Annotated in this window: 20 protein-coding genes; 8 read left to right on the forward strand and 12 right to left on the reverse strand. The window is 65.9% G+C overall.

The features are described from left to right. Positions 1-177 precede the first annotated feature (177 nt). The 3 genes from ACZ9YD_RS04550 to ACZ9YD_RS04560 all read left to right on the forward strand — a co-directional run bounded on the left by ACZ9YD_RS04550 (position 178) and on the right by ACZ9YD_RS04560 (position 5,068). Positions 178-2,733 (forward strand): TonB-dependent receptor, encoded by a 2,556-nt coding sequence (locus tag ACZ9YD_RS04550; RefSeq protein ID WP_465073957.1) that lies wholly within the window; start codon positions 178-180, stop codon positions 2,731-2,733. A 140-nt stretch (positions 2,734-2,873) separates the two neighbouring features. Beyond that, a complete protein-coding gene (locus ACZ9YD_RS04555; RefSeq protein ID WP_465073958.1) occupies positions 2,874-3,380 on the forward strand; it encodes a CinA family protein in 507 nt (168 codons plus the stop codon). After that, positions 3,380-5,068: an ABC1 kinase family protein gene (locus ACZ9YD_RS04560; protein ID WP_465073959.1), complete on the forward strand. Its 1,689-nt coding sequence runs from the start codon at positions 3,380-3,382 to the stop codon at positions 5,066-5,068. The genes ACZ9YD_RS04555 and ACZ9YD_RS04560 overlap by 1 nt, the downstream gene beginning before the upstream one ends. Before the next feature lie 20 nt (positions 5,069-5,088). On the opposite strand, the gene ACZ9YD_RS04565 is transcribed toward ACZ9YD_RS04560, so the two are convergent. Together ACZ9YD_RS04565 and ACZ9YD_RS04570 are read right to left on the reverse strand one after the other, a co-directional pair. Then, positions 5,089-6,318 carry an endonuclease/exonuclease/phosphatase family protein gene (locus ACZ9YD_RS04565; RefSeq protein WP_465073960.1) on the reverse strand — a complete coding sequence of 410 codons (1,230 nt, stop codon included), beginning with the start codon at positions 6,316-6,318 and terminating at the stop codon, positions 5,089-5,091. Next, positions 6,315-7,067, reverse strand: coding sequence for an arginyltransferase (locus tag ACZ9YD_RS04570; protein ID WP_465073961.1), 753 nt, complete (start codon positions 7,065-7,067; stop codon positions 6,315-6,317). Before ACZ9YD_RS04570 ends, ACZ9YD_RS04565 begins: the two co-directional genes overlap by 4 nt. A 148-nt stretch (positions 7,068-7,215) precedes the next feature. On the opposite strand from ACZ9YD_RS04570, the gene ACZ9YD_RS04575 reads away from it, so the two are divergent. After that, on the forward strand, positions 7,216-7,902 hold the full coding sequence (locus ACZ9YD_RS04575) for an EF-hand domain-containing protein (RefSeq protein ID WP_465073962.1): 687 nt from the start codon (positions 7,216-7,218) through the stop codon (positions 7,900-7,902). 178 nt (positions 7,903-8,080) lie between these two features. Here the strand turns inward: ACZ9YD_RS04575 and ACZ9YD_RS04580 are convergent, their stop codons facing one another. The 4 genes from ACZ9YD_RS04580 to ACZ9YD_RS04595 form a co-directional block, all read right to left on the reverse strand. Then, positions 8,081-9,262: an RNA polymerase sigma factor gene (locus tag ACZ9YD_RS04580; protein WP_465073963.1), complete on the reverse strand. Its 1,182-nt coding sequence runs from the start codon at positions 9,260-9,262 to the stop codon at positions 8,081-8,083. A gap of 97 nt (positions 9,263-9,359) precedes the next feature. Continuing rightward, positions 9,360-10,178 carry a putative signal transducing protein gene (locus tag ACZ9YD_RS04585; RefSeq protein WP_465073964.1) on the reverse strand — a complete coding sequence of 273 codons (819 nt, stop codon included), beginning with the start codon at positions 10,176-10,178 and terminating at the stop codon, positions 9,360-9,362. Next, positions 10,178-11,065: an acyl-CoA thioesterase II gene (tesB, locus tag ACZ9YD_RS04590; RefSeq protein WP_465073965.1), complete on the reverse strand. Its 888-nt coding sequence runs from the start codon at positions 11,063-11,065 to the stop codon at positions 10,178-10,180. Before tesB ends, ACZ9YD_RS04585 begins: the two co-directional genes overlap by 1 nt. 91 nt (positions 11,066-11,156) lie before the next feature. After that, on the reverse strand, positions 11,157-11,729 hold the full coding sequence (locus ACZ9YD_RS04595) for an N-acetylmuramoyl-L-alanine amidase (RefSeq protein ID WP_465073966.1): 573 nt from the start codon (positions 11,727-11,729) through the stop codon (positions 11,157-11,159). Positions 11,730-11,752: 23 nt separating this feature from the next. Here ACZ9YD_RS04595 and ACZ9YD_RS04600 point away from each other — a divergent pair, with 23 nt between their 5' ends. The 4 genes from ACZ9YD_RS04600 to ACZ9YD_RS04615 all read left to right on the forward strand — a co-directional run bounded on the left by ACZ9YD_RS04600 (position 11,753) and on the right by ACZ9YD_RS04615 (position 16,351). Continuing rightward, on the forward strand, positions 11,753-12,253 hold the full coding sequence (locus ACZ9YD_RS04600) for an MOSC domain-containing protein (RefSeq protein WP_465073967.1): 501 nt from the start codon (positions 11,753-11,755) through the stop codon (positions 12,251-12,253). Further along, positions 12,250-12,780: an alpha/beta hydrolase gene (locus ACZ9YD_RS04605; protein WP_465073968.1), complete on the forward strand. Its 531-nt coding sequence runs from the start codon at positions 12,250-12,252 to the stop codon at positions 12,778-12,780. The genes ACZ9YD_RS04600 and ACZ9YD_RS04605 overlap by 4 nt, the downstream gene beginning before the upstream one ends. A gap of 185 nt (positions 12,781-12,965) precedes the next feature. After that, positions 12,966-15,173, forward strand: coding sequence for a bifunctional 23S rRNA (guanine(2069)-N(7))-methyltransferase RlmK/23S rRNA (guanine(2445)-N(2))-methyltransferase RlmL (rlmKL, locus tag ACZ9YD_RS04610; protein WP_465073969.1), 2,208 nt, complete (start codon positions 12,966-12,968; stop codon positions 15,171-15,173). A gap of 323 nt (positions 15,174-15,496) precedes the next feature. Further along, complete coding sequence (locus ACZ9YD_RS04615; protein ID WP_465073970.1) at positions 15,497-16,351, forward strand: pirin family protein; 855 nt, start codon at positions 15,497-15,499, stop codon at positions 16,349-16,351. A gap of 84 nt (positions 16,352-16,435) precedes the next feature. On the opposite strand, the gene ACZ9YD_RS04620 is transcribed toward ACZ9YD_RS04615, so the two are convergent. The 6 genes from ACZ9YD_RS04620 to ACZ9YD_RS04645 form a co-directional block, all read right to left on the reverse strand. After that, positions 16,436-16,885 (reverse strand): hypothetical protein, encoded by a 450-nt coding sequence (locus tag ACZ9YD_RS04620; protein ID WP_465073971.1) that lies wholly within the window; start codon positions 16,883-16,885, stop codon positions 16,436-16,438. A gap of 78 nt (positions 16,886-16,963) precedes the next feature. Further along, positions 16,964-17,824, reverse strand: coding sequence for a pirin family protein (locus tag ACZ9YD_RS04625; RefSeq protein WP_465073972.1), 861 nt, complete (start codon positions 17,822-17,824; stop codon positions 16,964-16,966). 261 nt (positions 17,825-18,085) lie between these two features. Further along, positions 18,086-18,592: a DNA-deoxyinosine glycosylase gene (locus tag ACZ9YD_RS04630; RefSeq protein ID WP_465073973.1), complete on the reverse strand. Its 507-nt coding sequence runs from the start codon at positions 18,590-18,592 to the stop codon at positions 18,086-18,088. Positions 18,593-18,946: 354 nt separating this feature from the next. Beyond that, on the reverse strand, positions 18,947-19,195 hold the full coding sequence (locus ACZ9YD_RS04635; protein ID WP_465073974.1) for a hypothetical protein: 249 nt from the start codon (positions 19,193-19,195) through the stop codon (positions 18,947-18,949). Positions 19,196-19,463: 268 nt separating this feature from the next. Then, a complete protein-coding gene (locus ACZ9YD_RS04640; RefSeq protein ID WP_465073975.1) occupies positions 19,464-19,928 on the reverse strand; it encodes a hypothetical protein in 465 nt (154 codons plus the stop codon). Between the two features lie 2,527 nt (positions 19,929-22,455). Further along, on the reverse strand, positions 22,456-22,845 hold the full coding sequence (locus ACZ9YD_RS04645) for a DUF6572 domain-containing protein (RefSeq protein ID WP_465073976.1): 390 nt from the start codon (positions 22,843-22,845) through the stop codon (positions 22,456-22,458). Positions 22,846-23,148 lie beyond the last annotated feature (303 nt).

Raw genomic sequence — 23,148 nt, forward strand, 5'->3', positions numbered from 1 at the left:
CCCGATTTCCATGCGCACGCGTGTGGAAGCTGTGTTAGGTTTCCGTTCACGGCAGGCAACTGCCGGACGTTCCGGTCTGTCCCCCACGATGACCGGAGCGGCGGGGAATCCCGATGGCGCAATGCCGTCGGGGGTCGGTTTTCGAAAAGAACCACACCACGTCATTCGGGGGACACCATGGATTCACGTAAGTTGCAGCGCAGCCTGCTCAGTCACGCTGTCGTCGTCGCGCTGGCCACCACCGTCGCCGTGCCCGCGCTGGCGCAGTCGACCACCACCGAGAGCGAAGCACCGACCACCCTCTCGGCGATCACCGTCACTGCGCAGAAGCGTGAGGAAGCGCTGCAGGACGTGCCGATCGTCATCAACGTGTTGCCCGAACAGTTGCTGCAGGACACCGGTGTGCGTGACATCAAGGACATGCAGGTCCTGGTACCCGGCCTCACCGTCACCAGCACCCAGTCCGCGGCGCAGACCACGGCGCGTATCCGCGGCATCGGCACGGTGGGCGACAATCCCGGTCTGGAATCCTCGGTCGGCATCGTCATCGATGGTGTCTACCGCGCGCGCAACAGCGTGGGCTTCGGCGATCTCGGCGAAATGGAGCGTATCGAAGTGCTCAAGGGCCCGCAGGGCACGGTGTTCGGCAAGAACACCTCGGCCGGCGTCATCAACGTGATCACCCGACGCCCCAGCTACACCCAGGCGCTCGAAGGCGAGGTCACGGTCGGCAACTTCGGTCTGCTCGGCGTCTCGGGTTCCTACAACGATGCGCTCAGCGACAACGCCGCGTTCCGTATCTACGCAACCAAGCGCAAGCGCGATGGCGTCGACAATGTGGATACCTCCGGCGGACCGCGCCAGGAGACCGACGACGGCGACCAGAACTACCACTCGCTGCGCGGCCAGCTGCTGCTCGAGCCCACGTCGAACCTCAACATCAACTTCATCGCCGACTACACCAGTCGCGAAGAGAACTGCTGCGTTTCGATGACCACGTTCCGCGGGCCGACCGCGGCGATCATCGATGCGTTGACGCCGGGCGGCGAGGGCATCATTCCGGTCGTCGATCTCGACCGTCGTCTCGCCTACGCCAACCGCACCACCGAGCAGGATCTCAAGGACAAGGGCGTCTCGGCCGAGGTCAACTGGACCACGCCGTGGGCCAACGATGCGGTGCTGACCTCGATCACCGCGTTCCGCGACTGGGAAGCGATCACCAGCATCGACTTCGACTACAGCGGCGCGGACATCCTGTATCGCCCGCCGAATCCGGACGGCTCGCTGGTGAAGTTCGAGAACTTCAGCCAGGAGCTGCGCCTGACCGGTTCCAGCGACCGCATCGACTGGATGGTCGGCCTGTTCTATTCGGACGAGGATCTGGGCCGCAACGATTCCTACTTCTTCGGCGCGGCTTACGAACCGTATCTGTCGACCGCCGTCGCGTCGCAGGTGCTACCGGCGATCGCGGCGCAGCTCGCGCCGCTGGGCCTGACGGTCAACACCGCGAATCCGGCGACGTTCCTGTCGCAGGTCAGTGGTCGTCCGTTCGGGACCAATTTCACCGGCCAGGGGGCGTTGGACCGCTACGAGCAGAACGCCAAGAGCGCGGCGATCTTCACCAACAACACCTTCCACGTGACCGACGCGCTCGACGTCACGCTGGGGCTGCGCTACACCCGCGAAAAGAAGACGCTGCAGTCCGACTACACCAATCCCAATGGCGCCCAGGGCTGCGCGGCGACGCTGGCCAATCCGGGGGCACGGGTCGGCGGTGCGCTGGCGCAACGCATCAACGGTTTCGGCAGCCTGCCGCCGGCGTTGCAGCAGCAGCTGCTGGCGGGTCTGGTGCCGGCCGTCGCGCCGCAGATCGCCGGCTTCATGTGCCTGCCCTGGGCGAACATCGCGCACAACGGCCGCAGCACCTTCCAGGAGCGCACCGAGAAGGAATGGTCGGGCACGTTGAAGGTCGCCTACGACTGGTCGGATGACGTGATGACCTACGTGTCGGCATCGCGCGGCTACAAGGCCGGCGGCTTCAATCTCGATCGGGTGCAGGTCGGCATCACGCCGGTAGACGACACCGCGTTCGACGGCGAATTCGTCGACAGCTACGAGCTGGGTCTGAAGACCAACTGGGCCGACGGCAATTTGCTGTTCAACGCGGCGCTGTTCCACCAGACGTACGAGGACTTCCAGCTCAACAGTTTCCTCGGCACCGCGTTCGTCGTGCGCTCGATCCCGGAGGTGACCTCGATGGGCATCGACGCCGAAGTGCTGTGGCAGACCCGCATGCCGGGCCTGATGCTGCAGGGTGGCCTGACATACGCGGAAACCGAGTACGGCAACGACATCGTGCCGGATCTGCCGCTGCTGCCGGGCAACCAGATGAGCTTCGCGCCGAAGTGGTCGGGCAACGCGTCGGCCACCTACCAGTGGGACATCGGCTCGGCGCTGCAGGGCCGCTTCAACATCGGCGCCAAGTACATGTCCGAGTACAACACCGGCTCGGATCTCAAGCCGCAGAAGATGCAGGACGCCTACACGGTGCTCAATGCACGCCTCGGCTTCGGGCGTCAGGACCAGCGCTGGATGCTGGAATTCTGGGGCCAGAACCTGACCGACGAGACCTACAAGCAGGTCGGCATCGATGCGCCGATCCAGACCGGCTCGTTCAATGCCTTCCTCGGTGCGCCGCGCACCTACGGCATGACGCTGCGCTTGCGCTACTGATCCAACGTCTCGACGCGACGGCCGGCCCGCGAGGGTCGGCCGTTCGCGTTTCAGGCGCGCGGAAACGCGGCGTTTCAGGCGCCGGGGCGACGCGCGCTGCACGATGCGGTACAACGGCGGCTTCGATCGCGGGACCGCTCATGCACGACACCCACTCCGATGCCGCGCTGTTGACGCTTGCCGAAGCCACCGGCGCACTGCTGCGCGCGCGCCACCATCGCCTGGTCACCGCCGAGAGCTGCACCGGTGGCTGGATCGCCAAGGCGGTGACCGATATCGCCGGCTGTTCCGACTGGTTCGACTGTGGCATGGCGGCCTACAGCTACGAGGCCAAGCAGGCCTTGCTGGGCGTCAATCCGCACACGCTGGAAACCCACGGCGCGGTCAGCCGCGAGACCGTGATCGAAATGGTTTCCGGCGCGCTGGTGAATTCCGGTGCGAGTGTCGCGGTCGCGGTGACCGGCATCGCAGGCCCCGGTGGCGGGAGCGAGGACAAGCCGGTCGGCGCAGTGTGGATCGGCTGGAAGCATCGCGGCGGTTATGCGCGGGCGGAGTTGTTTCAGTTCGGTGGGGATCGCGACGCCGTGCGTCGGCAGACGGTGGCGGCGGCGTTGCAGGGTCTGATCGACACCGTGGACGCCAGCTGATGTGGGAAGCCCTGGCGACGGTCCGCGACCTGGGGCGCATACAGGAAATCGGCGCGGTTCTGGTGCGCTACGGCTTCGGCGATCTGGTGCAGCGCATCGGCATGGCCGGCGCGCTGGAGCGCACGGGGCGGCTGCTGCACATCGGGCGCGGCGGCGAGGATTCGGTGTTGCGGCTGTCGCCGCCCGAACGCGTGCGTCACGCGCTGCAGGATCTCGGGCCGACCTTCGTCAAGCTCGGCCAGGTGCTGGCCACGCGCGTCGATCTGCTGCCGCCGGACTGGATCGAGGAGCTCGGTCGCCTGCAGAGCCATGTGCCCGCGGTGCCGATCGAAGCGCTGCGCGCGCAGCTCGAAGAGGATCTGGGTGACGCGCCCGAGCGGGTGTTCGCACGCTTTGAGGACGTGCCGATGGCCGCGGCTTCGCTGGCGCAGGCGCACCGCGCGTGGCTGCACGACGGCACGCCGGTGGTGCTGAAGATCCGCCGCCCCGGCATCCGCGAAGTCATCGAGGCCGATCTGCGCCTGCTCGCGCGGCTGGCCGAGATCGTGCAGTCGCAGGCGCCCGACCTGCGCCGTTATCGCCCCGTCGAAGTCGTCCGCCAGTTCGACGCGTCGCTGCGCCGGGAGCTGGATTTCGCCCGCGAATGTCGCAATGCCGAACGCATTTCCGGCAATTTCGCCGACGACACGCGCGTGCTGATTCCGCGCGTGTACTGGGAGTGGACCAGCGAACGGCTCAACGTGCAGGCGCTGGTCGACGGTATCCCGGCCGGGGATCTCGCCGCGATCGACGCCGCCGGGCTCGACCGCCACGCGCTGGCGATGACCGGCGCCGACATCGTCATGCAGATGGTGTTCGAAGACGGCTTGTTCCACGCCGATCCGCATCCCGGCAACCTGTTCTTCATGCGCGACGGGCGTGTGGCGCTGATCGATTTCGGCATGGTCGGGCGCGTCTCGCCGACGCTGCGCGAGCAGGTCGCCCGGCTGCTCTACGGACTGGTGTTCCAGCAGCCGCAGACGGTCTGCGACGTGCTGCTGGACTGGACCGAAGGCGCCGAGGTCGACGAGGCACGGCTGCAATCGGAGATCGACGCCTTCGTCGACCAGTACCGCGGCGTGTTGCTGAAGGACCTGCGCATGGGCGCGATGCTCGGCGACGTCACCGGCCTGCTGCGACGCCACGGCCTGATGCTGCCGCCGGATCTCGCATTGCTGATCAAGGCGCTGCTGACGCTCGAAGGGCTGGGCCGCCAGCTCGATCCGGACTTCGACATGACCGGTGCCGCGCAGCCTTGGTTGCAGCGCCTCATGTGGCAGCGGCATTCCCCGCGCGCGCTGGCGTTGCGGGGACAGCAGTCGCTGTCCGGCGCGCTGGACCTGCTGACCGACCTGCCGCGCGACCTGCGCCGGCTGGTGCAGAGTGCACGTCGCGGACGGTTGCGCGGACAGATCGAGGTCACCTCGCTCAAGGCCTTCGGCGACCAGGTCAACAGCGCAGCGAACCGGATGACGATGGGCGTGGTCGTGGCCGCGCTGGTCATCGGCTCGTCGATCGTGATGAACGCGGTCAGCAGCGGCTCTGGCAACCGCTGGCTGATGGCGCTGGGCGTCGTCGGGTTCGTCGGCGCGGCGCTGGGCGGTGTGTGGATCCTGTTGTCGATCTGGCGGTCGGGCCGACCCCGCTGACGCGCGGTACCGACGTGGCGTCAGTCGACGCGCACGTCCACCCACACCAGGCGGTGGTCGGTGCCGTCGACGATGTCGGCATGCGCCGCGTCGCTGCGCGGCCAGAACACGCCGCTGCCCACGAGGGCCTGCCCCACGGACGGCAGTGCGTAATCGAGGCGTAGATTGCCCACGCGCGGGCCGAAGCTGCCGGTGTCGTGCGCGGCGGAACCGCGATGCTGCGCGTTCGCGCCACCATCGGATTCAGCCGCCTCGATCGCCCCTTCGCTGCGGGGCGTGGCCATGCGGATCACCCGTGGATGTTCGAGCAGCTCGACGATCGCAGTGTGGTCACCCGAGCCGTCGACGGGATCGTTGTTGAGATCGCCGAGGATCACGAAGCGCGCATCGGGCGCCAGCCCACCACAGCGGCCGGCGTCGTCGCACAGCCACTCGTGCGCACCCGGCGACAGATAGTCGGTCCAAAAGCGGATCTCGTCGTGATTGCGCGCGACGTTGCGCTTCTCCGGCCCATCGAATGCGGGCGGTGTCGGATGCGAGGCCAGCACATGGAGTACGCCACCCGGCACGCGTACCTGCACGTCCCAGTGCGACTTCGACGACAGCCGCAGTTGCGACCACGTGGTGTCGGGATGGAACGGGCGGCCATCGGGATGGCGCGGACGTCGCGCGTCGGGCATCGCATTCCACTTCAGCAGCTGGAACGTGCGCGCCGTAGTGGCGTCGATCGGATACCGCGACAGCAGCAGCATGCCGTACTGGCCGGGATGCAGCCCGTAACCCCAGGCGTCGTTGCCGCGGTCGCGGCCGTCGCCGCCGATGGTGCCGTTGTTGTCGAGATCCAGACCGCTCTGCACGCCGGTGTTGACCGGTGCGAGATAGCGATACGGATAGCGCAGCGGCTCCCCGCCGCCAGATTGGGCGCGTTCGAGCCAGCGTCGCTGGAACAGGTCGGCGGCGCTGCCGTCGGCAACGTAGTCGAATTCGTTGAGCAGCACGATGTCGGGTCGCACCTGCTGCAGCACCGCGGCGACCTTGCGCGCGCCTGCGTCGTCGCCCTGCAGGCGCTCGAGCAGGCCGCCGGCTTCGTCGCTGTTGAGTGAGGTGTTGTAGGTCGCGATGCGCAGCATGCCGGGCGTGGCGGTGGCGCCGGCGTGCGACGCTTCGCCCTGCGTGTTGAAGCGCACGCAGGCAGCGAGCAGCACGACGGCCGCGCAGGCGAGCACGGCGATCAGCCAGGCGCGGCTCATGGCGCGACATCCGTCAGCGGACGCCACTGGCGTCCATCGAAGCCTTCGAGCGGCTGGAAATTGCGTTTGTAAGCCATCTTGCGGTGTCCATCGATCCAGTAGCCGAGATAGAGATAGCGCCGGCGGTCGCGCTGTGCCCAGGCGATCTGCCTGAGGATCGCCAGTGTGCCGAGTCCGCGTGACACGAAGTCGGGGTCGTAGAAAGTGTAGACGGCCGACAACGCATCCTCGATCAGATCGGTCACCGCCACTGCGACGAGTTGTCCATGCAGACGCAGTTCCAGCAGGCGGCCTTCGTTCCAGCTGCCGATCAGGAACTGGTCGAACTCGTGCGCGCCGTGGTCATCCATGCCACCGGCGGGATGGCGCGACACCAGATATTTCCGGTACAGCGCAAGCCGCTCGTCGTTGCGTTCGGCCGGCACCACACGCACGTCGATGTCGGTGTTGCGCGCGAGCGTGCGGCGCTGACTGCGGTTGGGCACGAACGCTTCGACGGGAATGCGCACCGCCGTGCACGCGCGGCAGTCGCCGCAATGCGGGCGATAGACAATGTCGCCCGAGCGGCGGAAGCCCCAACGCAAGGCCTGCGGATAGACCGTCGCCAGGCGCGGATCACGCGGATCGAGCACCAGGTCGCGTGCTTCGCGATCCGGCCAGTAACCGCAGGCATGCGGCGCGGTGTGGAACAGGCGCAATTCGCCCGTGCCGGCATCCGGTTCTGGTGCGGGGCGCGACGGGTTCTGCATCTGGGCAGGATACGCACCGGCGTCGCAGGCGGCGCGACCGGTTCGCCGACCGCAGGCTGAACCGTGCAGGCGCCCGGTCAACGCAGCGCGTGGTGCAGGCGTTGATCCCTGCACAGCGGCACGGTGCCGCGGCAACGGGAACACACCCATGAAGACGAGGCTCATCACCACCGCGCTGCTGGCGGCGCTGTCCATCACCACGATCGGCGCAGCCGCCGCGCAATCGCCGGCAGCCGGCACGCAGGCCGCCAAGCCCGATGGCGAACGGCATCGCGGACACGGCCCGCGCGGTCACGGCGGCGACCGTGTCGACGCCCTCGCGCGTCTCGACACCGACAACGACGGCCGCATCAGTCGCGCCGAAGCGCAGGCCGGTCAGCAGGCGATGCAGGCACGTCGCGACGCACATCGTGCGGAACGCGCTGCGCGTGGCGAATCTCCGCGTGACGATGGGCCGCGCCGCGAAGGTGTACGCAGCGCCGATGCGCGCGGCGAGCGTCCGCAGCGTGGACCGGGCGGCCCGCGTTCGCACAAGGGCGGCGGCTTCGATCTCGTCGCCAACTTCGACGCGATCGACACCAACCGCGACGGCTATCTCACCCGCGGCGAACTGCGCACCTGGCACACGGCGAAGTCCGCCGAGCGTCGCACCGAGGGTGAGCGTCGCTTCGATGCGAAGTTCCGCGAAGCCGACCTCAACAACGACGGCAAGCTGAGCCGGGTCGAAGTGTCCGAGAAGATGCCGCGCGTGGTCGAACGCTTTGCCTGGCTCGACGAGAACCGCGATGGCTTCCTGAGCCGCGAGGAGCTGCGTCCGGCACGTCCGCAGCGCTGAGTCGCGGGCAACACGTCAATGGAAAGGCCGCGCATTGCGCGGCCTTTTTTCTGCGCGCACAGGATCGCAACGGACATTCAAGGCAGCGCGTCGAGTGCGGTTCTCGTATCCGCCAGGCGCATCCGCAGACGGGATGCGCGCGGAAACACCCTCTGCGCGACACCGTCGGAAACACGGATCATGCGGTCTTGAGCCACAAGATCAGCAGCACACCCACCAGGCCGACGTTGGTCAGGATCAGGCCACTCGTTCCGAACATCAGGCGATAGCCGAGTGCGCGGCGGGCGCCGCCCTTGGGATCGCGCGCGATGTCGCGTGCGATCAACGGATTCATCAGGCGCGGCATGCTGGTCAGCAGCGGATAGTTGTAGGGAAACAGGGCGATCACGAGCATGACGGACATCCAGCCGACCGACAGTTGGCCAAGGCCCGCGGCGAAACCGATACATAGCGCCAACACACCACCTGCCAGAGAACCCCACAGGAACCAGCGGTCGTAGAGCTTGAGAATGGCGATGCGCTCGGCCTCGGTGCCGGCATAACGCGCGACCATCTTCCGGCACAGCCACATCGTCAGCCCGCCGAATACCAGCGACACCCCGGCGGCGCCCAGGGCACTCGCACTGCCCAGCGCGGCTTTACCGGCAACGCCGGCGCCGAACGCGCCGCCGGCCGCGACACCTGCGACCGTGCCCGCTGCAGCAGGTTTCGCGAATGCAGCCAGCCCGGCCGTGACCAGCAGTGTGAACGCCGTGCCCGGCGCCGAACTCGCGGCGAATTCCTGGAAGCGCGCCATCAGGTCTTCGCGCAGGCTTCGGCGTGCGCGCGACAGGCGTTTGCGCACCGCCGCATCGGACAGGCCGAGCAGGGCGGCGACCTGCTTCGAATTGCCGCCCTCGCGGTAGTACAGCAGCAGCACTTCGCGGCTTTCGTCGGGCAGGTCGGAGATCAGGTCCGCGGCAACACGGCCGGTTTCGTCGTCGATGATCTGCTGCATCGGGCAGGCATCGGGATCGGCCGCCTGGGCGATGGCGATGTCCGCGGCCTCGCCGGCGACCATGCGTTCGCGTCGTGCGCGCAGGTAATCGCGTGCGAGGTTGCGGGTGATCTGCCGCAGCCACGGCAGGAAACTCGTCGTGTTCTGCAGCCTGGCCAGCTGCTGCCAGGCTTTGAGATAGGCCTCCTGCGCGATGTCCTGGCTGGCCTGCACGTCGCGGGTGATCGCCAGTGCGATCGCGGTCGTCGCGTTCTGGCTCATCTGCACGATGCGGCCGTAGGCGGCCTGGTCGCCGTCACGCGCGGCGGGCAGTTCCAGGTGGATCCGGGCTTCGAGGCCGAGATCGGCGGCGATGGCATTCATGGCGATCCTTGCAGGTCAGGTCGCTTTCAGAGACGCGACCCGGGCGCCGGTTGTGACCGGCGCGATCGATAGTGCCTGCAGAACCGCGCCGCGGCGATCAGTCCCCCGCGTCGAACTGCCAGTCGCGGCCGTCGCGGCGCACATCCAGCGTGCGCGTGATCAGGCCCTGCGTCGCGTCGCTGCCGCCGCTGACCAGATCCACCGTGCCCTGGCCGGAGCCGTCGGTGCGGTAGTTGGTGATCTCCAGCGATGCGGTCTGTCCATCGCCGCCGGCGCAGGCCGAGGACGGGCGCACGTCGGGATAGCCGGCTTCAAGCTCGGCCAGCAGCGGCGCCGCCGGTGCATCGCCGTCGATCGCCACGCAGATCGGACCCGCCTGCGCGGCCAGTGCATCGGCCAGTACGGCCGTTGCGAGCGCGCGTGGCACCGGTGCGCGGTACTCGCTGGCTTCGACGGTCGGCGGCACCATGTCGAGTACCGGTTCGGGCGCGGCCGCGACGGGCGCATCGAGCGGCGCGTCCGTCGACGGCCGGCTCCACCACGACAGTGCGATCACCAGCACCGCACCGCCGATCAGCGTGTAGCGCACCTTGGCCGCGCGCGACATGCCCTTGCGCGCTTCTGCAGCCGGCGCGAACACCACGTCGGCCTGCTGCAGATAGCTGCGCGCCGACGTCTGGCTCTGCAGTAGACCGGCTTCGCGCAGCAGTTCGCGCGCGCGCGGCTGCTCGTCGGACCGGCTCACCCAGACGGCGGGCCTGGGGCCGCCGGCATCTTCGCGATAGCTGAAATTGCTGCGACGGTTGCCCTTGTAGGAACGGCCGTTGAGGATCTGCACCTCGATGCCGGCCTCGCGCAGCATCGCGGCGACGCGTTCGACATTCTCAAGGCGGGGGCTGGAGAAGACCTGACGCATCAGCCCACCTTCGGCGCGGTGGTGTCGCCCGGCAGCACGCGGATCATGCCTTCCTGCGCGGTGCTGGCGACCAGGCGCCCGGCGCGGTCGAAGATCTGTCCACGCGCCAAGCCACGCGCGCCCTGCGCGCTGGGGCTGTCGAGCGAATACAGCAGCCAGTCGTCGACGCGGAACGGGCGGTGGAACCACAGCGCGTGATCGAGCGAGGCCATCTGCACATTCGGCTGGTAGTAGCTGATGCCGTGCGGAAACGTGGCCGTGCCGAGCAGCTGGAAATCGGAGGCATAGGCAAGCAGCGCACGATGCAGCGCCGGCGCATCGCCCACCGGGCCGGTCAAGCGGAACCACATCTGCTGGAACGGCGGACGCTTGGGCGGGCGAAGCTCGTCGCGTGGATAGACATGACGGAACTCGAACGGGCCGCTGCGGTCGAGCCAGCGCTGCACCTTGACCGGCAGCTTGGCTAGCACTTCGGCCGGCAGCGGATCCTGCGGATCGAGGTCTTCCGGCGCCGGTACTTCCGGCATCGTCAGCTGGTGCTCGGCGCCGGCTTCCTCTTCCTGGAACGAGGCCGCGCAGAAGAAGATCACCTTGCCGTGCTGGATCGCGGTCACGCGGCGCACCGAGAAGCTGCCGCCATCGCGGGTGCGGTCGACGTCGTAGACGATCGGCGCGTCCACATCGCCGGCGCGCAGGAAATACGCGTGCAGCGAATGCGCCGGGCGCGGGCTGGTCATCGTGGACTGCGCTGCAGACAGCGCCTGGCCCAGCACCTGGCCGCCGAACACGTACTTGGTGCCGATGTCGCGGCTCTGGCCGCGGAACAGGTTGTCCTCGAGGCGCTCGAGGCTGAGCAGGTCGATCAGTTCGGAAACGGGCGGGGTCATCGCGGGGGCCGTGCACGGTGGGGCGGCAGCGCGGAACGCGTGCCGGCCGACGATTATAGGTGGCGCAGGCCGCAGGCCCTGACGGCGGCGTTCAGACGCCGATGCGGGTCAGCGGCACGCGCGCCAGTACGTCGGCCCACGGAAACAGCGGCCCGGGATCGCGCTTGCGGGCCACGGTCAGCGCCGGATCGTCGCTGGCGGCGACGCGATCGGTGTCCAGATCCTCGTGACCGGCGATGTCGCGCAGGTTCGGCAGCGTGGCGCCCAGGTGCGCGAGCAGATCGATGAGCGCGTCGATCTGCGCCGGCGTGTAGGCCTCGTCCATCGCCTGGTGGCGGCTGTCGTACCAGCCCGGAAAGCGGCCGGTATTGACCAGTTCGATGCCGACCGAGGTCGCGTTGTGGCCGCGCACATGGTGGGCCACACGCGTCGCCGGCACGTATTCGACGATGCCGCCGTCGCGGTCGATGTACCAGTGGCCGCTGGCGCCGGTCCCGCTGTCGTAGAGCACGCGCTCGCCGTAGACACGTGCCGTGGCGAGGTCAGGCAGCTCGGTGCAGTGGATGACGACCAGGGTGATGTCGGACACCGCGCGCGGCGCCAGCAGGTCCGCGTAGGGCAGCGGTTTCAGCGCGATCCGGGGCGCGGACGTGGGGTCGGACATGGCCCGGATGCTAGCATTCACACATGAGAAATCCGCCGCCAGACTCCGACCTGCACGCCCTGATGACGCAGTTTCCGCGCGTCGGACGTGTGGACTGGATCGGCCTGCGGCCGGCCCGCGACGTGCCGATCCGCGCCGTCGACAGTGCGGTCGCGGTGACCGGCGTCGGCCTCGACGGCGACCGTTACACCGGCGGCAGTGGCAAGCGCGGCGTGACTCTGATCCAGGCCGAGCATCTGCCGGCGATCGCCGCGCTCAGCGGCCATGCCGAAGTCACGCCGGTGACGCTGCGCCGCAACCTCGTGGTCTCGGGCATTCCGCTGATCGCGCTCAAGGGCCGGCGTTTCCGCGTCGGTGACGTGGTGCTCGAAGGCACCGCGCCCTGCGATCCGTGTTCGAAGATGGAAGCGGCGCTCGGCGCCGGCGGCTACAACGCGCTCCGCGGCATGGGCGGCTTGTGCGCGCGCGTGATCACAGGCGGCGCGCTGAAGATCGGCGATGCGGTCGAATGGGTGGACGCATGAGCGCGCGTGGCCACTGCATTCTCTCGCACGGCTTCGAGAGCGGCCCGGAGGCGACCAAGGTCACCGCACTCGCCGAGGCAGCAGAGCGCCTGGGCTGGAGCCACGAGCGCCCGGACTTCAGCGATCTCGATGGCAAGCGTGATGTGAGCCCGCTCGGCGATGTCGCCGCGCGCATCGAACGCTTGTTGCGGTTGACGCTCGACGCCGCCGCGCGCGGGCCTGTGGTGCTCGCCGGTTCCAGCCTCGGTGCATGGATTGCAGGGCATGTTTCGCTGCAGGTGCCGGTGGCCGGCCTGTTTCTGATGGCGCCGCCCGTGCGCCTCGATGCCGCGCATCCGTTGCAGGCCGCCGATGTGCCGCTGTCGGTCGTACACGGCTGGGACGACGAGCTGATTCCCGCGGCCGATGTCGTTGGCTGGACCTGTGCCCGCCGCGGCCGGCTGCTGCTGGTCGACGACAATCACCGCCTGACCGCGCATGTGGACGCGTCGGCGGACGCATTCGCGGCGTTGCTGCGGTCGCTTTGAAGCGAGAACGGCTGATGTCCGCATCCACGTCTTCCAGAATAATTTTCGTCATTTCCGCGTAGGCGGGAATCCAGTGCCTTGCTCGGCACACATCGCTCGGCCAGCACGTCAAGACACTGGATTCCCGCCTGCGCGGGAATGACGGCGTCGATACGTCGGCCTTCAAACGTACGACCCAGGTTCCCATGAAATTTTTCGCCAGCTGCCCCAAGGGCCTCGAATATCTGCTCGTCGACGAGCTGCTCGCACTCGGCTGCGTGCACGCCACCGCGACGACCGCCGGCGCCAATGTCGAAGGCACCCTGCATGACGCGCAGCGCGCGGTGCTGTGGTCGCGCCTGGCCAGCCGCGTGCTGTGGCCCATCGCCGACTACGCCTGCGAGGACGAGGACGCGCTCTATGCCGGCGCGCGCGCTGTCGACTGGACCGCGCATCTCGACGCGACCATGACGCTGGCGATCGATCCGCATGTGTCGGGCAGCGCGATTACCCATGCGCGCTACGCCGCGCAGCGGGTCAAGGACGCGATAGTGGATTCGTTGCGCGAAGCGACCGGCGCACGCCCGGACGTCGATGTCGAATCGCCGGACCTGCGCCTGAGCCTCGTGGTGCGCAAGGGCCGCGCGATCCTGTCGGTCGATCTGGGTGGTGGCCCGCTGCATCGCCGCGGTTGGCGCCGTGCGCAGGGCGAGGCGCCGTTGAAGGAGAACCTCGCCGCCGCAGTGCTGATGCGCGGCGGATGGGCGGCGCTCTACACCGAAGGCGGCGCGCTGCTGGATCCGATGTGCGGCAGCGGCACGCTGCTGATCGAAGGCGCGCTGATGGCCGCCGACGTCGCGCCCGGCCTGGCGCGTGATGGCGGTGCGGCGACGGCTGGCCGCGCGCCGAGCCGCTGGCGCGGGTTCGACGTCGCGCACTGGGAAACGCTGTGCGAAGACGCCCTCGCGCGCGAACGGACCGGCCGTCAGCGCCTGCGCGCCGTGTTCTTCGGCCGCGATCTCGATCCGCATGCGATCCATGCCGCGCGCGAGAACGCCACGGCCGCCGGCCTGCGCGAGGCGATCGAGTGGCAGATCGGCGACATCGCCACCCTGCAGGCACCGGTGCCGCCGGCCTCGCAGGAGGATGCTGCGCTGTCGGAATCGGTGAAGCGCGGCCTCGCAGTCTGCAATCCGCCCTACGACGCGCGCCTCGCCGCCGACCCCGCGCTGTACCGCACGCTCGGCAATGCGCTGGGACGCGCGGTGCCCGAGTGGCGCGCGAGCCTGCTGTGCGGCGACCCCGAACTCGCACACGCCACCGGCCTGCGCGCGAAGAAGAAGTACCAGGTCTTCAACGGCGCCATCGAGTGCAGCCTGATCGTCTGTGACCCGGTGCGGCCGCCGCAGCGTGCGGTCAGCGAGACGCCGGACGCACTGGGCGAAGGCGCGACGATGGTCGCCAATCGCCTGCGCAAGAATCTGCGCAAGTTCAAGACCTGGCGGGAGCGCGAAGGCGTGAGCTGCTACCGCGTCTACGACGCCGACCTGCCGGAATACGCCGCTGCGATCGACGTCTACATCCAGTCCGAAGCGGATGTCGGCGCCGAAGGCACGCCGCTGTGGCTGCACATCCAGGAATACGCCGCGCCGGCCGAGATTCCCGAGGAGGTGACCCGGCGCCGCTTCGGTGACGTGCTGGCCGCCGCGCGCGACGTGTTCCGGATTCCGCGCGAACGCATTGCGGTCAAGACGCGTTCGAAGGGCAAGGGCGGCAGCAAGTACGGCCGCTTCGATGCGCGCCACGAGTTCCTGCTGGTCGACGAAGGCCGCGTGCACCTGCGCGTGAATCTGTTCGACTATCTCGACACAGGCCTGTTCCTCGACCACCGGCCGATGCGTCTGCGCATTGCCGACGAGGCCGCGGACACGCGCTTCCTCAACCTGTTCGGCTACACAGGCGCCGCGACCGTGCACGCGGCTGGCGGGGGCGCGCGTACCACGACCACCGTCGACCTGTCGGGTACGTATCTGCAATGGTGCGCCGACAACCTCGCCGCGAACGGCTACGGCGGCGCGAAGCACCGCCTGGTGCAGGCCGATGCGCTGCAGTGGCTGGAAGCCGAAACCGCGCAATACGACTTGATTTTCTGCGACCCGCCGACGTTCTCGAACTCGGCGCGTGCCAAGGACTTCGATATCCAGCGCGAACACGTGCGCCTGCTGGAGGCCGCGGTCGCACGGCTCGCGCCGGGCGGCGTGCTGTATTTCTCCAACAACTTCCGCCGCTTCAAGCTCGACGCCGAAGCCGTCGCCGCGTTCGCGCACGTCGAAGACATCAGCCCGGCGACGATCCCGCAGGACTTCGAACGCAACCCGCGCATCCACCGCGCCTGGCGCATCACCGCGCGCTGAAGCGACACGGCCTGCCAGGGCTCGCGCTTCGACGAGCCCCTCTCCCTCTGGGGTGAGGCGGCACGCATGCGAGCCATTGACTCGCGTGTCGACGAACGCCCTCGCGTCCTCGCGAGGGCCGGGGCGCGGAGCGGGGGTTGGGGTGAGGGCAAGCCGATTGCGAATGTCGCTCTCCGCGCGCGTCGGCTCTCATCGACATCTAGCGTCGCCCAGGCTGTTCCCCCGTCCGTTCCGGCAAGCACAGAAACCACCGTTCCACCCGTGCACGTCGCAACCACCCGTCGAGCCCGCATCGTGTCAGCAGAACCGACAGGAGCCGCCCGATGACCACCACTACCGACGCCGCACGCATCACTCGCCACGTGCGCGGCATGCCCGCCAGCGACGGCGCTGGCGTCAAACTCACCCGCGTGATCGGCAGCCCGCAGCTGCCGGATCTCGATCCGTTCCTGATGCTCGACGAGTTCGGCACCGATCGTGCGGAGGATTACCTCGCCGGCTTCCCCGAGCATCCGCATCGTGGCTTCGAAACCGTGACCTACATGCTAGACGGGCGCATGCGCCACAAGGACAACCATGGCAACGAAGGCCTGCTGGTGCCAGGCAGTGTGCAGTGGATGACCGCCGGTCGCGGCCTCGTGCATTCGGAGATGCCCGAACAGGAAGCGGGCCGCATGCGCGGCTTCCAGCTATGGGTGAACCTGCCGGCGAAAGACAAGATGACCGCGCCGAAGTACCAGGAATTCGCGCCCGAACGCATTCCGGTCGTGCAGGCGGGCGAGGGCGTGTCGGTGAAGGTCATCGCCGGCGTCGTCGATGGCGTCGCCGGACCGATCGCGCAGCCTGCCACCGATCCGCTCTACCTCGACATCACGCTCGCACCCGGCGCGGCCTGGCGCTACGCACTGCCCGAAGGCCACAACGCCTTCGCCTACGCGTTCGAAGGCGATGCACGCGTGGGCGAGGGCGACGACGCACGTCCGCTGTCGGCGCAGGAGCTCGCCGTGCTCGGTGGCGGCGCGCAGTTGATTCTGCAGGCCGGCGACGCGGGCGCGCGATTGATCCTCGTGGCGGGCCGCCCGTTGCGCGAACCGGTCGCCCGCCACGGCCCCTTCGTCATGAACACCCGCGAAGAACTGATGCAGGCGTTCGTCGATTACGAGCAAGGGCGGTTCTGATGCGCTTCAACCTCCCTCAGACGGGGAGAGCTGCGTGGGGCGAATCTTCAGCGCTCGGGATTGTCGCAAGCAGGCCCCTGCCTGCTACTTGCTCCCGAAACGCACATCCGAAAAATGCAGCGCCTCGGCATCGCGCAGCGAGCGCGCCAGTGCGGCCTCTTCGCTCGATCGCACGATGATGTGCGCGTAGTCGCCGGTCGGCAGTTCGAGCAGCGTCTCGCGCACCATCGCGCCGGTCAACTCGTTGTCCGGTGCGTGCCACCAGGCGCGGGTGCCGTCGATGGTGACGCTGTCACCCACACGGTCGTTGCGGCGCGGCTTGAAGGTCGCGTTGCGTCCCACGGTCACCGCGAACGCCTGTTGGCCGCTCGCGATGTCCATCGCCCGACAGAATACGAAATCAGGACCGGGCTGTACTTCCCAGCGCACGGCGGTATCAGCCGGCAGTTGCGGACAATCGTTGGCGGTCTGGGCGTGTGCGGCGCCAGCACACAGCAGTGCGCCCAACAGCGCGAGCGGTCGGATCGAAAGCATCGTGAGAATCCCCTGTGACACAGTCTTCGACCATACGCCTGCTTCCGTGCTGCGTCGCGGCACGCTTTGCGACAGGCGTCACCGTTCGGGGAGTGGGATGAACTCCGCATCACCCGGCACGGTGCCGAAGCGACCCGCACGCCAGTCGTCCTTGGCCTGTTCGATGCGGTCCTTCGATGACGACACGAAGTTCCACCACAAGTGACGCGGCCCATCCAGCGGCTCGCCGCCGAACAGCATTGCCTTGAGCGGGGTCTTTGCGCGCAGTGTCGCGACCGCACCGGCATCCAGAACAGCGAGATGGCGCTGCGGAATGTCGGCGCCGTCGAGCTGCGCCTCGCCTTCGAGTACGTAGAGCGCGCGCTCGGCATGCGAGGGCGGGATGGAGATTTCGGCGTCCGGCTCGAGATCCAGCGCCACGTTAAGCGTGTCGGCGAACACGCGCACCGGCGATTCCTCGCCGAAGCCGCGACCGGCGATCACCCGCACCCACGCGCCATCGCGGCGGAACTGCGGCAGCGTCGCCGCGGCATGGTGGTGGAACTCCGGCGCGGTCTCCTCATACGTCTTCGGCAATGCCACCCAGGTCTGCATCCCGTGCAGAGGATGCGCGCCTTCGCGAAGCGACTGCGGCGTGCGCTCGGCGTGCGCGATGCCCCGCCCGGCGGTCATCCAGTTGACGTCGCCCACAGTGATGTCCTGCGAGTGACCGAGCGTATCCGCGTGGTGGATCGTGCCCGACCACAGGAAGGTCACCGTCGCCAGCCCGATGTGCGGGTGCGGACGCACGTCGATGCCCGCGCCCTTCTCGAAGATCGCCGGGCCCATGTGGTCGACAAACACGAACGGCCCTACGCTACGCGCCTGCAGGGTCGGCACCGCACGGCGGACTTCAAACCCACCGAGATCGTGGGTGCGGGGATTGATCAGCAGGGTCATGGCAGCGGCTCCGGCGGCGGCGAGGGCGGGGCAGGGCGTCAGCATGCCAGCGACGACGTCTGCTCGACCTTTGATTGGCGGGACGATCCGTTGCGGACGAAAATGCAGGTGCGCCGATGGTGTCGAGGGCGGCATCGCGACCCGCTCGGATCGAGGTGACGTCTTGATATTGCGGCAATGAGGACCTCTCCCGAAGGGAGAGGTCGGCGTGCGTCGCGCGCCGGGTGAGGGCGGAGGCTGAGCGCCGGATATCGAGGCCGCTCAGATGCCAGCTAATCCCTCACGCCAGGCCGCCAGCTTCGCCTCGAATCCCATCGCCGCATACGCCGGACTCGTCGACGGCAACCGCTGCAGACCAGGCGCCGAACCGAGCGTCGGCAACACATGTCGCCGGAACAGCGTCTCCGCCACCGCGCCGTTGAACCGGATCCGCGTGATGCGCTGATAGCGCGCCAGCAGCCCACCGATATCGTTCGCCACCACGCTGCCCGCCTCGATACGCGCATCGAGACTCCCGGGGCGCACGCATTCGCCGGCCACGTCCCAAAGCGCCACGCCACAAGCTGTCAGCCGCGTAAGCCGCGCGTCATACGGCAGCGCCGGATCGAATCCGAACAGCGTCCCGACAATCGGCCAGAACAGATTTCGCGGATGCGCGTAGTACCGATCTGCATCCAGAGACGCGACACCAGGCATGCTGCCGAGTACCAGCACGCGTGCGTGAACGCTGACGACCGGGGCGAAGCTGTGGATGCGAATTTCAGTCATCAAAAAGCGTCACGCCCTGCGGAATCCATCAACCGTTCCACGACGGAGGTCGAGGGCGTCGCCCGGCGCATTGACGTATCCATGCAGAAAGCACGCATGGTAGCTGTAACTCTCAGATGGGGCTGTCGAAACCCCTTGTTCGATCCCATGAGATCAGGCTTCCGAGTGCCAAAAGACTGCCTGCAAACGGACGAACGTCTGCGCCTCTATCGCGTTTGCGACGCACCCCATGCGCATGCCCGAAAAGCCGACATCGCAAGTCCAACTTGCGAACCGACATGCACTGCATCCAAAGATCGACAACGCCGCCAATTGAAGATGATCACCACTTCAAAGCAGGCACCCTGCCGCTCTTCAATTGCCAGGTGTACCTGACTGCCGCTTTCCTTGCGCTTGGGCGTCCAGCGCTCTGACCTCTCGCCGCGCTTCGACTGCCTGCTCCTGGTCGCGGTACTTGTGCCAACTGTTATCAAGGCGATCCGACCGGAGCTGCGCGGACTGTGCTGCCCGCTCTTCATTGGAAAGCTCGCTCGCGCTCTTAGTAGAGGCGCAGGCTGCGAGCATCAGAGTCGCGATCGACATCAACATGACGGTCTTGTGCATTCCGAATCTCCTTTCGTGGAGGGTTGCGGGGGCAGGTCCTAGATACTGCGCGATTACGCTGGTAACTGACTTTCGCAGAACCTCATATCACGTTGAACGCACGGAGCCAATCTGACGTGCAGGCCGAACGCGAGTTGTCGATCGATCAATTGATGTGAGCGAGCGACGCATGTCAATTGTTTGCGAGCCGAAGCGCGAGCGTTTTGTAGGTAGTCGAAGAAACACAAAAATGATGGAAGAAACGCACGTCATGGGCGCGAAAATTTCGCTAGCCGCCATTCCGCCTGACCGTCAGCTCAAGGCCAAGATCTCCGACCCAGACACTGCCAGGCTCACCTGGCCGCACAAACATGATCGGCGCCATGGCACCGTAGGATGAGTCCAGATCCGCGACCACTCGAATTTTATCTGCGGCGAGATCCGAGACCGTGATGACGAGAGTGTAGCCGTCCGCCCCATCCACCTCGATGCTCGCGGGTGAGTTGACACGCGCAACGACTTTTGGCTCTGCAAAGGTTTGACCCGCGCTTGTCAACTTCGCCGACACAGTGAATAAGTCAGTCGGATCGGCTTGGCCGGCAGCCGAAAAAATACTCAAGGGCAATGCGACGAGGATCCTCAAAAGCTTCTGCATTGCAATCTCCTGGAGTGGGGGCAGGTCGCCACGCGGGTTCGACTCTACTGCTTGGTTGCCGCGGATGAGCAATTCCCTCAATGACGGCAGTTGCTGCATGTAGGGTCTGACGGCTGAATTAATCCGCGCCGCGCCCTGTCGAGGCAGCAACGATGCGGGCTCGGCTTGAACGAATCGTTAGGCCGCTGGCCCATGTCTATTGGCCCTCAGGGCACGTACGAAGATAGGCAGCAACAGGAAAGCGCAAATCAGTACCGTGAGTGCAGCAATGACGAGTGCAGGGCCAAGCCAGACTGGTGAGGTTTGCAGAGTTGAGCCAAATAGATGAGCCAGCAACGTGCCTGCAGATGCCGCGAGGACGCTCAGAACAAAGATCCTTGCGATCTTCCGCCCTGAAACGGCTGTTGAATCCTTCACGATCTGTCTCCTGCGGCCTAACGGCTGAGTTAAGCCGCGCCGAAGGCCTCGGCTTGAATGAATTGTTAGAGGCTAGCCGAATGGTGGCTTTACCACCACTGCCCAGAGGATGACTGAAGCAGCTGTCAAAGTGTAAGCACCAAAGGCAGCCCTGCAAATGTATTACAGCGGCTTGGGTGAGCCTGATCGAAACGAAAGCGCTGTGGAGATGCCGCTGGCGAGTGGGCCGGCCAGAAAGGCTTAGACAAGTAATCTGACTAGAAGACCCGCGCCAGTGATGTTAAAGATAATGACGACAGCGACTATGCAGGTAAGCGCGAGCGCCAAGAATGCTTTTGCCAGTAGCTGGGAGCTGTCCATAGCCTCTAACGCTTGAATTAAGCAGTGGAGCGAAGCGGCATCGGCTTGAATGACTTGTTGGGCGCGGCCCGCGAACTAGTCATGCCAAAAGCCCTCTGTGCTGAGCCAAGCGCATAGCGACCTTGCTGAATCTGACGACTCTGCCGAATCAGGGCCAAACTCCTTTCGGTCTGCCATTGCCTGCTGAAGCAGGATGTGTCCGTGGATGATCTTTGACTGATTAAGTGATCCGGATTGGAACTCACCGGTCAAATCGCCGCGCGCAACCATGCCCTTAAGTTTTTCAGCAGAATCGATTGCAGCTGACCGACTTAGATCAGATTCCAAAATGCGCATATCCGGTTCGATCCTATTCTCGACGTCGCGGCACAGCTCCGGGCTTGCCGAAGAGCTGGCTAGGACGATGGCTGCAAGGGCTGCCGATAAGGTCATTGAAGCGCCTAACACCCGAATTAAGCCGACCCGCGAAGCGGTTTCGGCTTGAATGAATTGTTAGGCCCCAGATGAGGCCTGTTGCAGGGAAGTATCCCAAAGGACGAACCTATCCGTCTCAGGCGACCGTAGAGGAAGCAACGGGGTCGGGTCAATGCACCAACGACGAAAGACGACCAACAGTTGCCGGACGGAGCCAGCACTCACCGGATAGGTGAGCTCCAAATCTAAAGTGGTCAGCCTGCCGCGAACGTCTTTGTATTCGGGTAGCGAGTACAGCCAACCAAAAAAATGATCCTCATCCTCAGGGGCAAAGAATGTTGGACCTCGAAAGGAAATGATCATGGGTCCTGACGCCTGAATTAAGCCGACCCGCGAAGCGGGTTCGGCTTGAATGAATTTTTAGGCATGCGGGCTACGGGCCCCATCCGCTTATGTTGCGAACTATGCCAAACCGACAGCATTCTGCAGTGTCCTTTCGTCGACTACCGGAAGCGTCCGGCTTGAACACCTCAAAGTCACCGGTCACTCCCACGAGCCGCGGCTCTACCAAATCGCTTTGCTGCTTCTCTAGGAACGCCACGATATCGGGAAGAGCCGGCCCCTCTAGCACCACCACGGAGTGGGTGGCCGTCGCTTCTACAGCGTCTTGGGTGAGGTAGAGCCACACCACAGGTTTGTCCGAGTGGTTACGACCTGCAACTCCCCAACCACGCAACGATATGCGGCGCCCATCGTAGGTTTGCGGATTGGCGAGCAGCTGGGTGCCAGTGGTTGCACAGGAGTGATCATCTACGCGATTTCCCACGAAGACGCACGCGCCTGCAGGGGCCCAGCCTCGCTCCAGTGCAGGCGCGGTCTCAGCGCCGCCGCAGGCAGCAAGTACTAGAACTGTGAAAGCGCCGAGGAGACGGATGAGCATGCCTCACGCCTGAATTAAGCCGTGCCGCGAAGCTGCATCGGCTTGAATGAATTGTTAAGCGGCACCCTGTCCGTCCCAACCGCGAACTGTAGAAGGTACCGGCATGGGCGCGGGATTGTCTGAGTAGCCGACGATCTCCAGCCTCTGGAAGTTGCCGCCGAGTGCAAAAACAAGAACGCCCACTCGTTCCCCGGCGAGGGTCTCACCAATAGCGTCAGCAACCACGTTGGCAATCTCACCAGACTTGAGGTGCTGAAAGTCAACTGACGCGCAGCCGCACTGACATTTGCCCACGACGTGTAGCGAATCGAGCTGGTCTAGCGAGGGCAGGTGAGCACCATCTGCTGGAGCGTACTGAAGTGCACGCTGGAGAATGATGCGCTCCTCGACAGATATCGCCCTAACAGCTATCGGTGATCTTCCCATGCCGCCTAACGCCAGAATTAAGCCGCGCCGCGAGGCGACGTCGGCTTGAATGAATTGTTAGGTGCCGGTCTAGTGAACAGCAAGATCCAGCTGCTCGACTTTGAGAGTAGCTTGGTTGGCCAGAACCCAGTCTTTTGAACGATCCAGAAGCTCGCATGCCTCCGGCGATGAGCTCGGGTGAAGCATAACTTTGATGGTGGTGCTACTTGGAGTAGGTGCGCCCGCCTCAGCCTGGAACTCCGCAGATTGGATGTGACGCAAATACGCTTCAATCTTGTCCTGCAGCCGTTTAAGGGAGCGACGGTCTGCGGCCAAGGGTGCCGCGACGATGATAAACAGGTCAGCGCCACCACCCTTGAGGATTGCCACTACGTCGAGCGCGGCAAGCGACGGAATTGGATGGCCGGAGTCGTCGTCAGGGTGCTGGAGTGGCTCGTTCTTGATGATTAGCGCGGACATTCGACAAGGCACCTAACGCCTGAATTAAGCCGACTTGCCCAGTGGAGGTGACAACATGGCAAGCTTTTTCTGCCATGTTGTTGCCGTAACGAAGCAAGTTCGGCTTGAATGAATTGTTAGGCGGCTACCTGGAGATTTCATCACGCCACTCCACCAATTTATAAGCTGCCAAAGCTGCTTGCGTTTCGGTACCCGATAGACCCATGCGCTCGTCAGCGACTTGGACTAGATACTGGACAATTGATGATGCCTCCGAGCCGTGCCACAGAAGAGAGAACACGTGATCAGCGTAGCCGTCATACT

The organism is Luteimonas sp. AC640a, assembly GCF_979256585.1.

Bases quoted from the DNA above. Each gene is read 5' to 3' on its own strand.
- ACZ9YD_RS04550 (WP_465073957.1), top strand. From the start codon at position 178: ATGGATTCACGTAAGTTGCAGCGCAGCCTGCTCAGTCACGCTGTCGTC.
- ACZ9YD_RS04555 (WP_465073958.1), top strand. From the start codon at position 2,874: ATGCACGACACCCACTCCGATGCCGCGCTGTTGACGCTTGCCGAAGCC.
- ACZ9YD_RS04560 (WP_465073959.1), top strand. From the start codon at position 3,380: ATGTGGGAAGCCCTGGCGACGGTCCGCGACCTGGGGCGCATACAGGAA.
- ACZ9YD_RS04565 (WP_465073960.1), bottom strand. From the start codon at position 6,318: ATGAGCCGCGCCTGGCTGATCGCCGTGCTCGCCTGCGCGGCCGTCGTG.
- ACZ9YD_RS04570 (WP_465073961.1), bottom strand. From the start codon at position 7,067: ATGCAGAACCCGTCGCGCCCCGCACCAGAACCGGATGCCGGCACGGGC.
- ACZ9YD_RS04575 (WP_465073962.1), top strand. From the start codon at position 7,216: ATGAAGACGAGGCTCATCACCACCGCGCTGCTGGCGGCGCTGTCCATC.
- ACZ9YD_RS04580 (WP_465073963.1), bottom strand. From the start codon at position 9,262: ATGAATGCCATCGCCGCCGATCTCGGCCTCGAAGCCCGGATCCACCTG.
- ACZ9YD_RS04585 (WP_465073964.1), bottom strand. From the start codon at position 10,178: ATGCGTCAGGTCTTCTCCAGCCCCCGCCTTGAGAATGTCGAACGCGTC.
- tesB (WP_465073965.1), bottom strand. From the start codon at position 11,065: ATGACCCCGCCCGTTTCCGAACTGATCGACCTGCTCAGCCTCGAGCGC.
- ACZ9YD_RS04595 (WP_465073966.1), bottom strand. From the start codon at position 11,729: ATGTCCGACCCCACGTCCGCGCCCCGGATCGCGCTGAAACCGCTGCCC.
- ACZ9YD_RS04600 (WP_465073967.1), top strand. From the start codon at position 11,753: ATGAGAAATCCGCCGCCAGACTCCGACCTGCACGCCCTGATGACGCAG.
- ACZ9YD_RS04605 (WP_465073968.1), top strand. From the start codon at position 12,250: ATGAGCGCGCGTGGCCACTGCATTCTCTCGCACGGCTTCGAGAGCGGC.
- rlmKL (WP_465073969.1), top strand. From the start codon at position 12,966: ATGAAATTTTTCGCCAGCTGCCCCAAGGGCCTCGAATATCTGCTCGTC.
- ACZ9YD_RS04615 (WP_465073970.1), top strand. From the start codon at position 15,497: ATGACCACCACTACCGACGCCGCACGCATCACTCGCCACGTGCGCGGC.
- ACZ9YD_RS04620 (WP_465073971.1), bottom strand. From the start codon at position 16,885: ATGCTTTCGATCCGACCGCTCGCGCTGTTGGGCGCACTGCTGTGTGCT.
- ACZ9YD_RS04625 (WP_465073972.1), bottom strand. From the start codon at position 17,824: ATGACCCTGCTGATCAATCCCCGCACCCACGATCTCGGTGGGTTTGAA.
- ACZ9YD_RS04630 (WP_465073973.1), bottom strand. From the start codon at position 18,592: ATGACTGAAATTCGCATCCACAGCTTCGCCCCGGTCGTCAGCGTTCAC.
- ACZ9YD_RS04635 (WP_465073974.1), bottom strand. From the start codon at position 19,195: ATGCACAAGACCGTCATGTTGATGTCGATCGCGACTCTGATGCTCGCA.
- ACZ9YD_RS04640 (WP_465073975.1), bottom strand. From the start codon at position 19,928: ATGCAGCAACTGCCGTCATTGAGGGAATTGCTCATCCGCGGCAACCAA.
- ACZ9YD_RS04645 (WP_465073976.1), bottom strand. From the start codon at position 22,845: ATGTCCGCGCTAATCATCAAGAACGAGCCACTCCAGCACCCTGACGAC.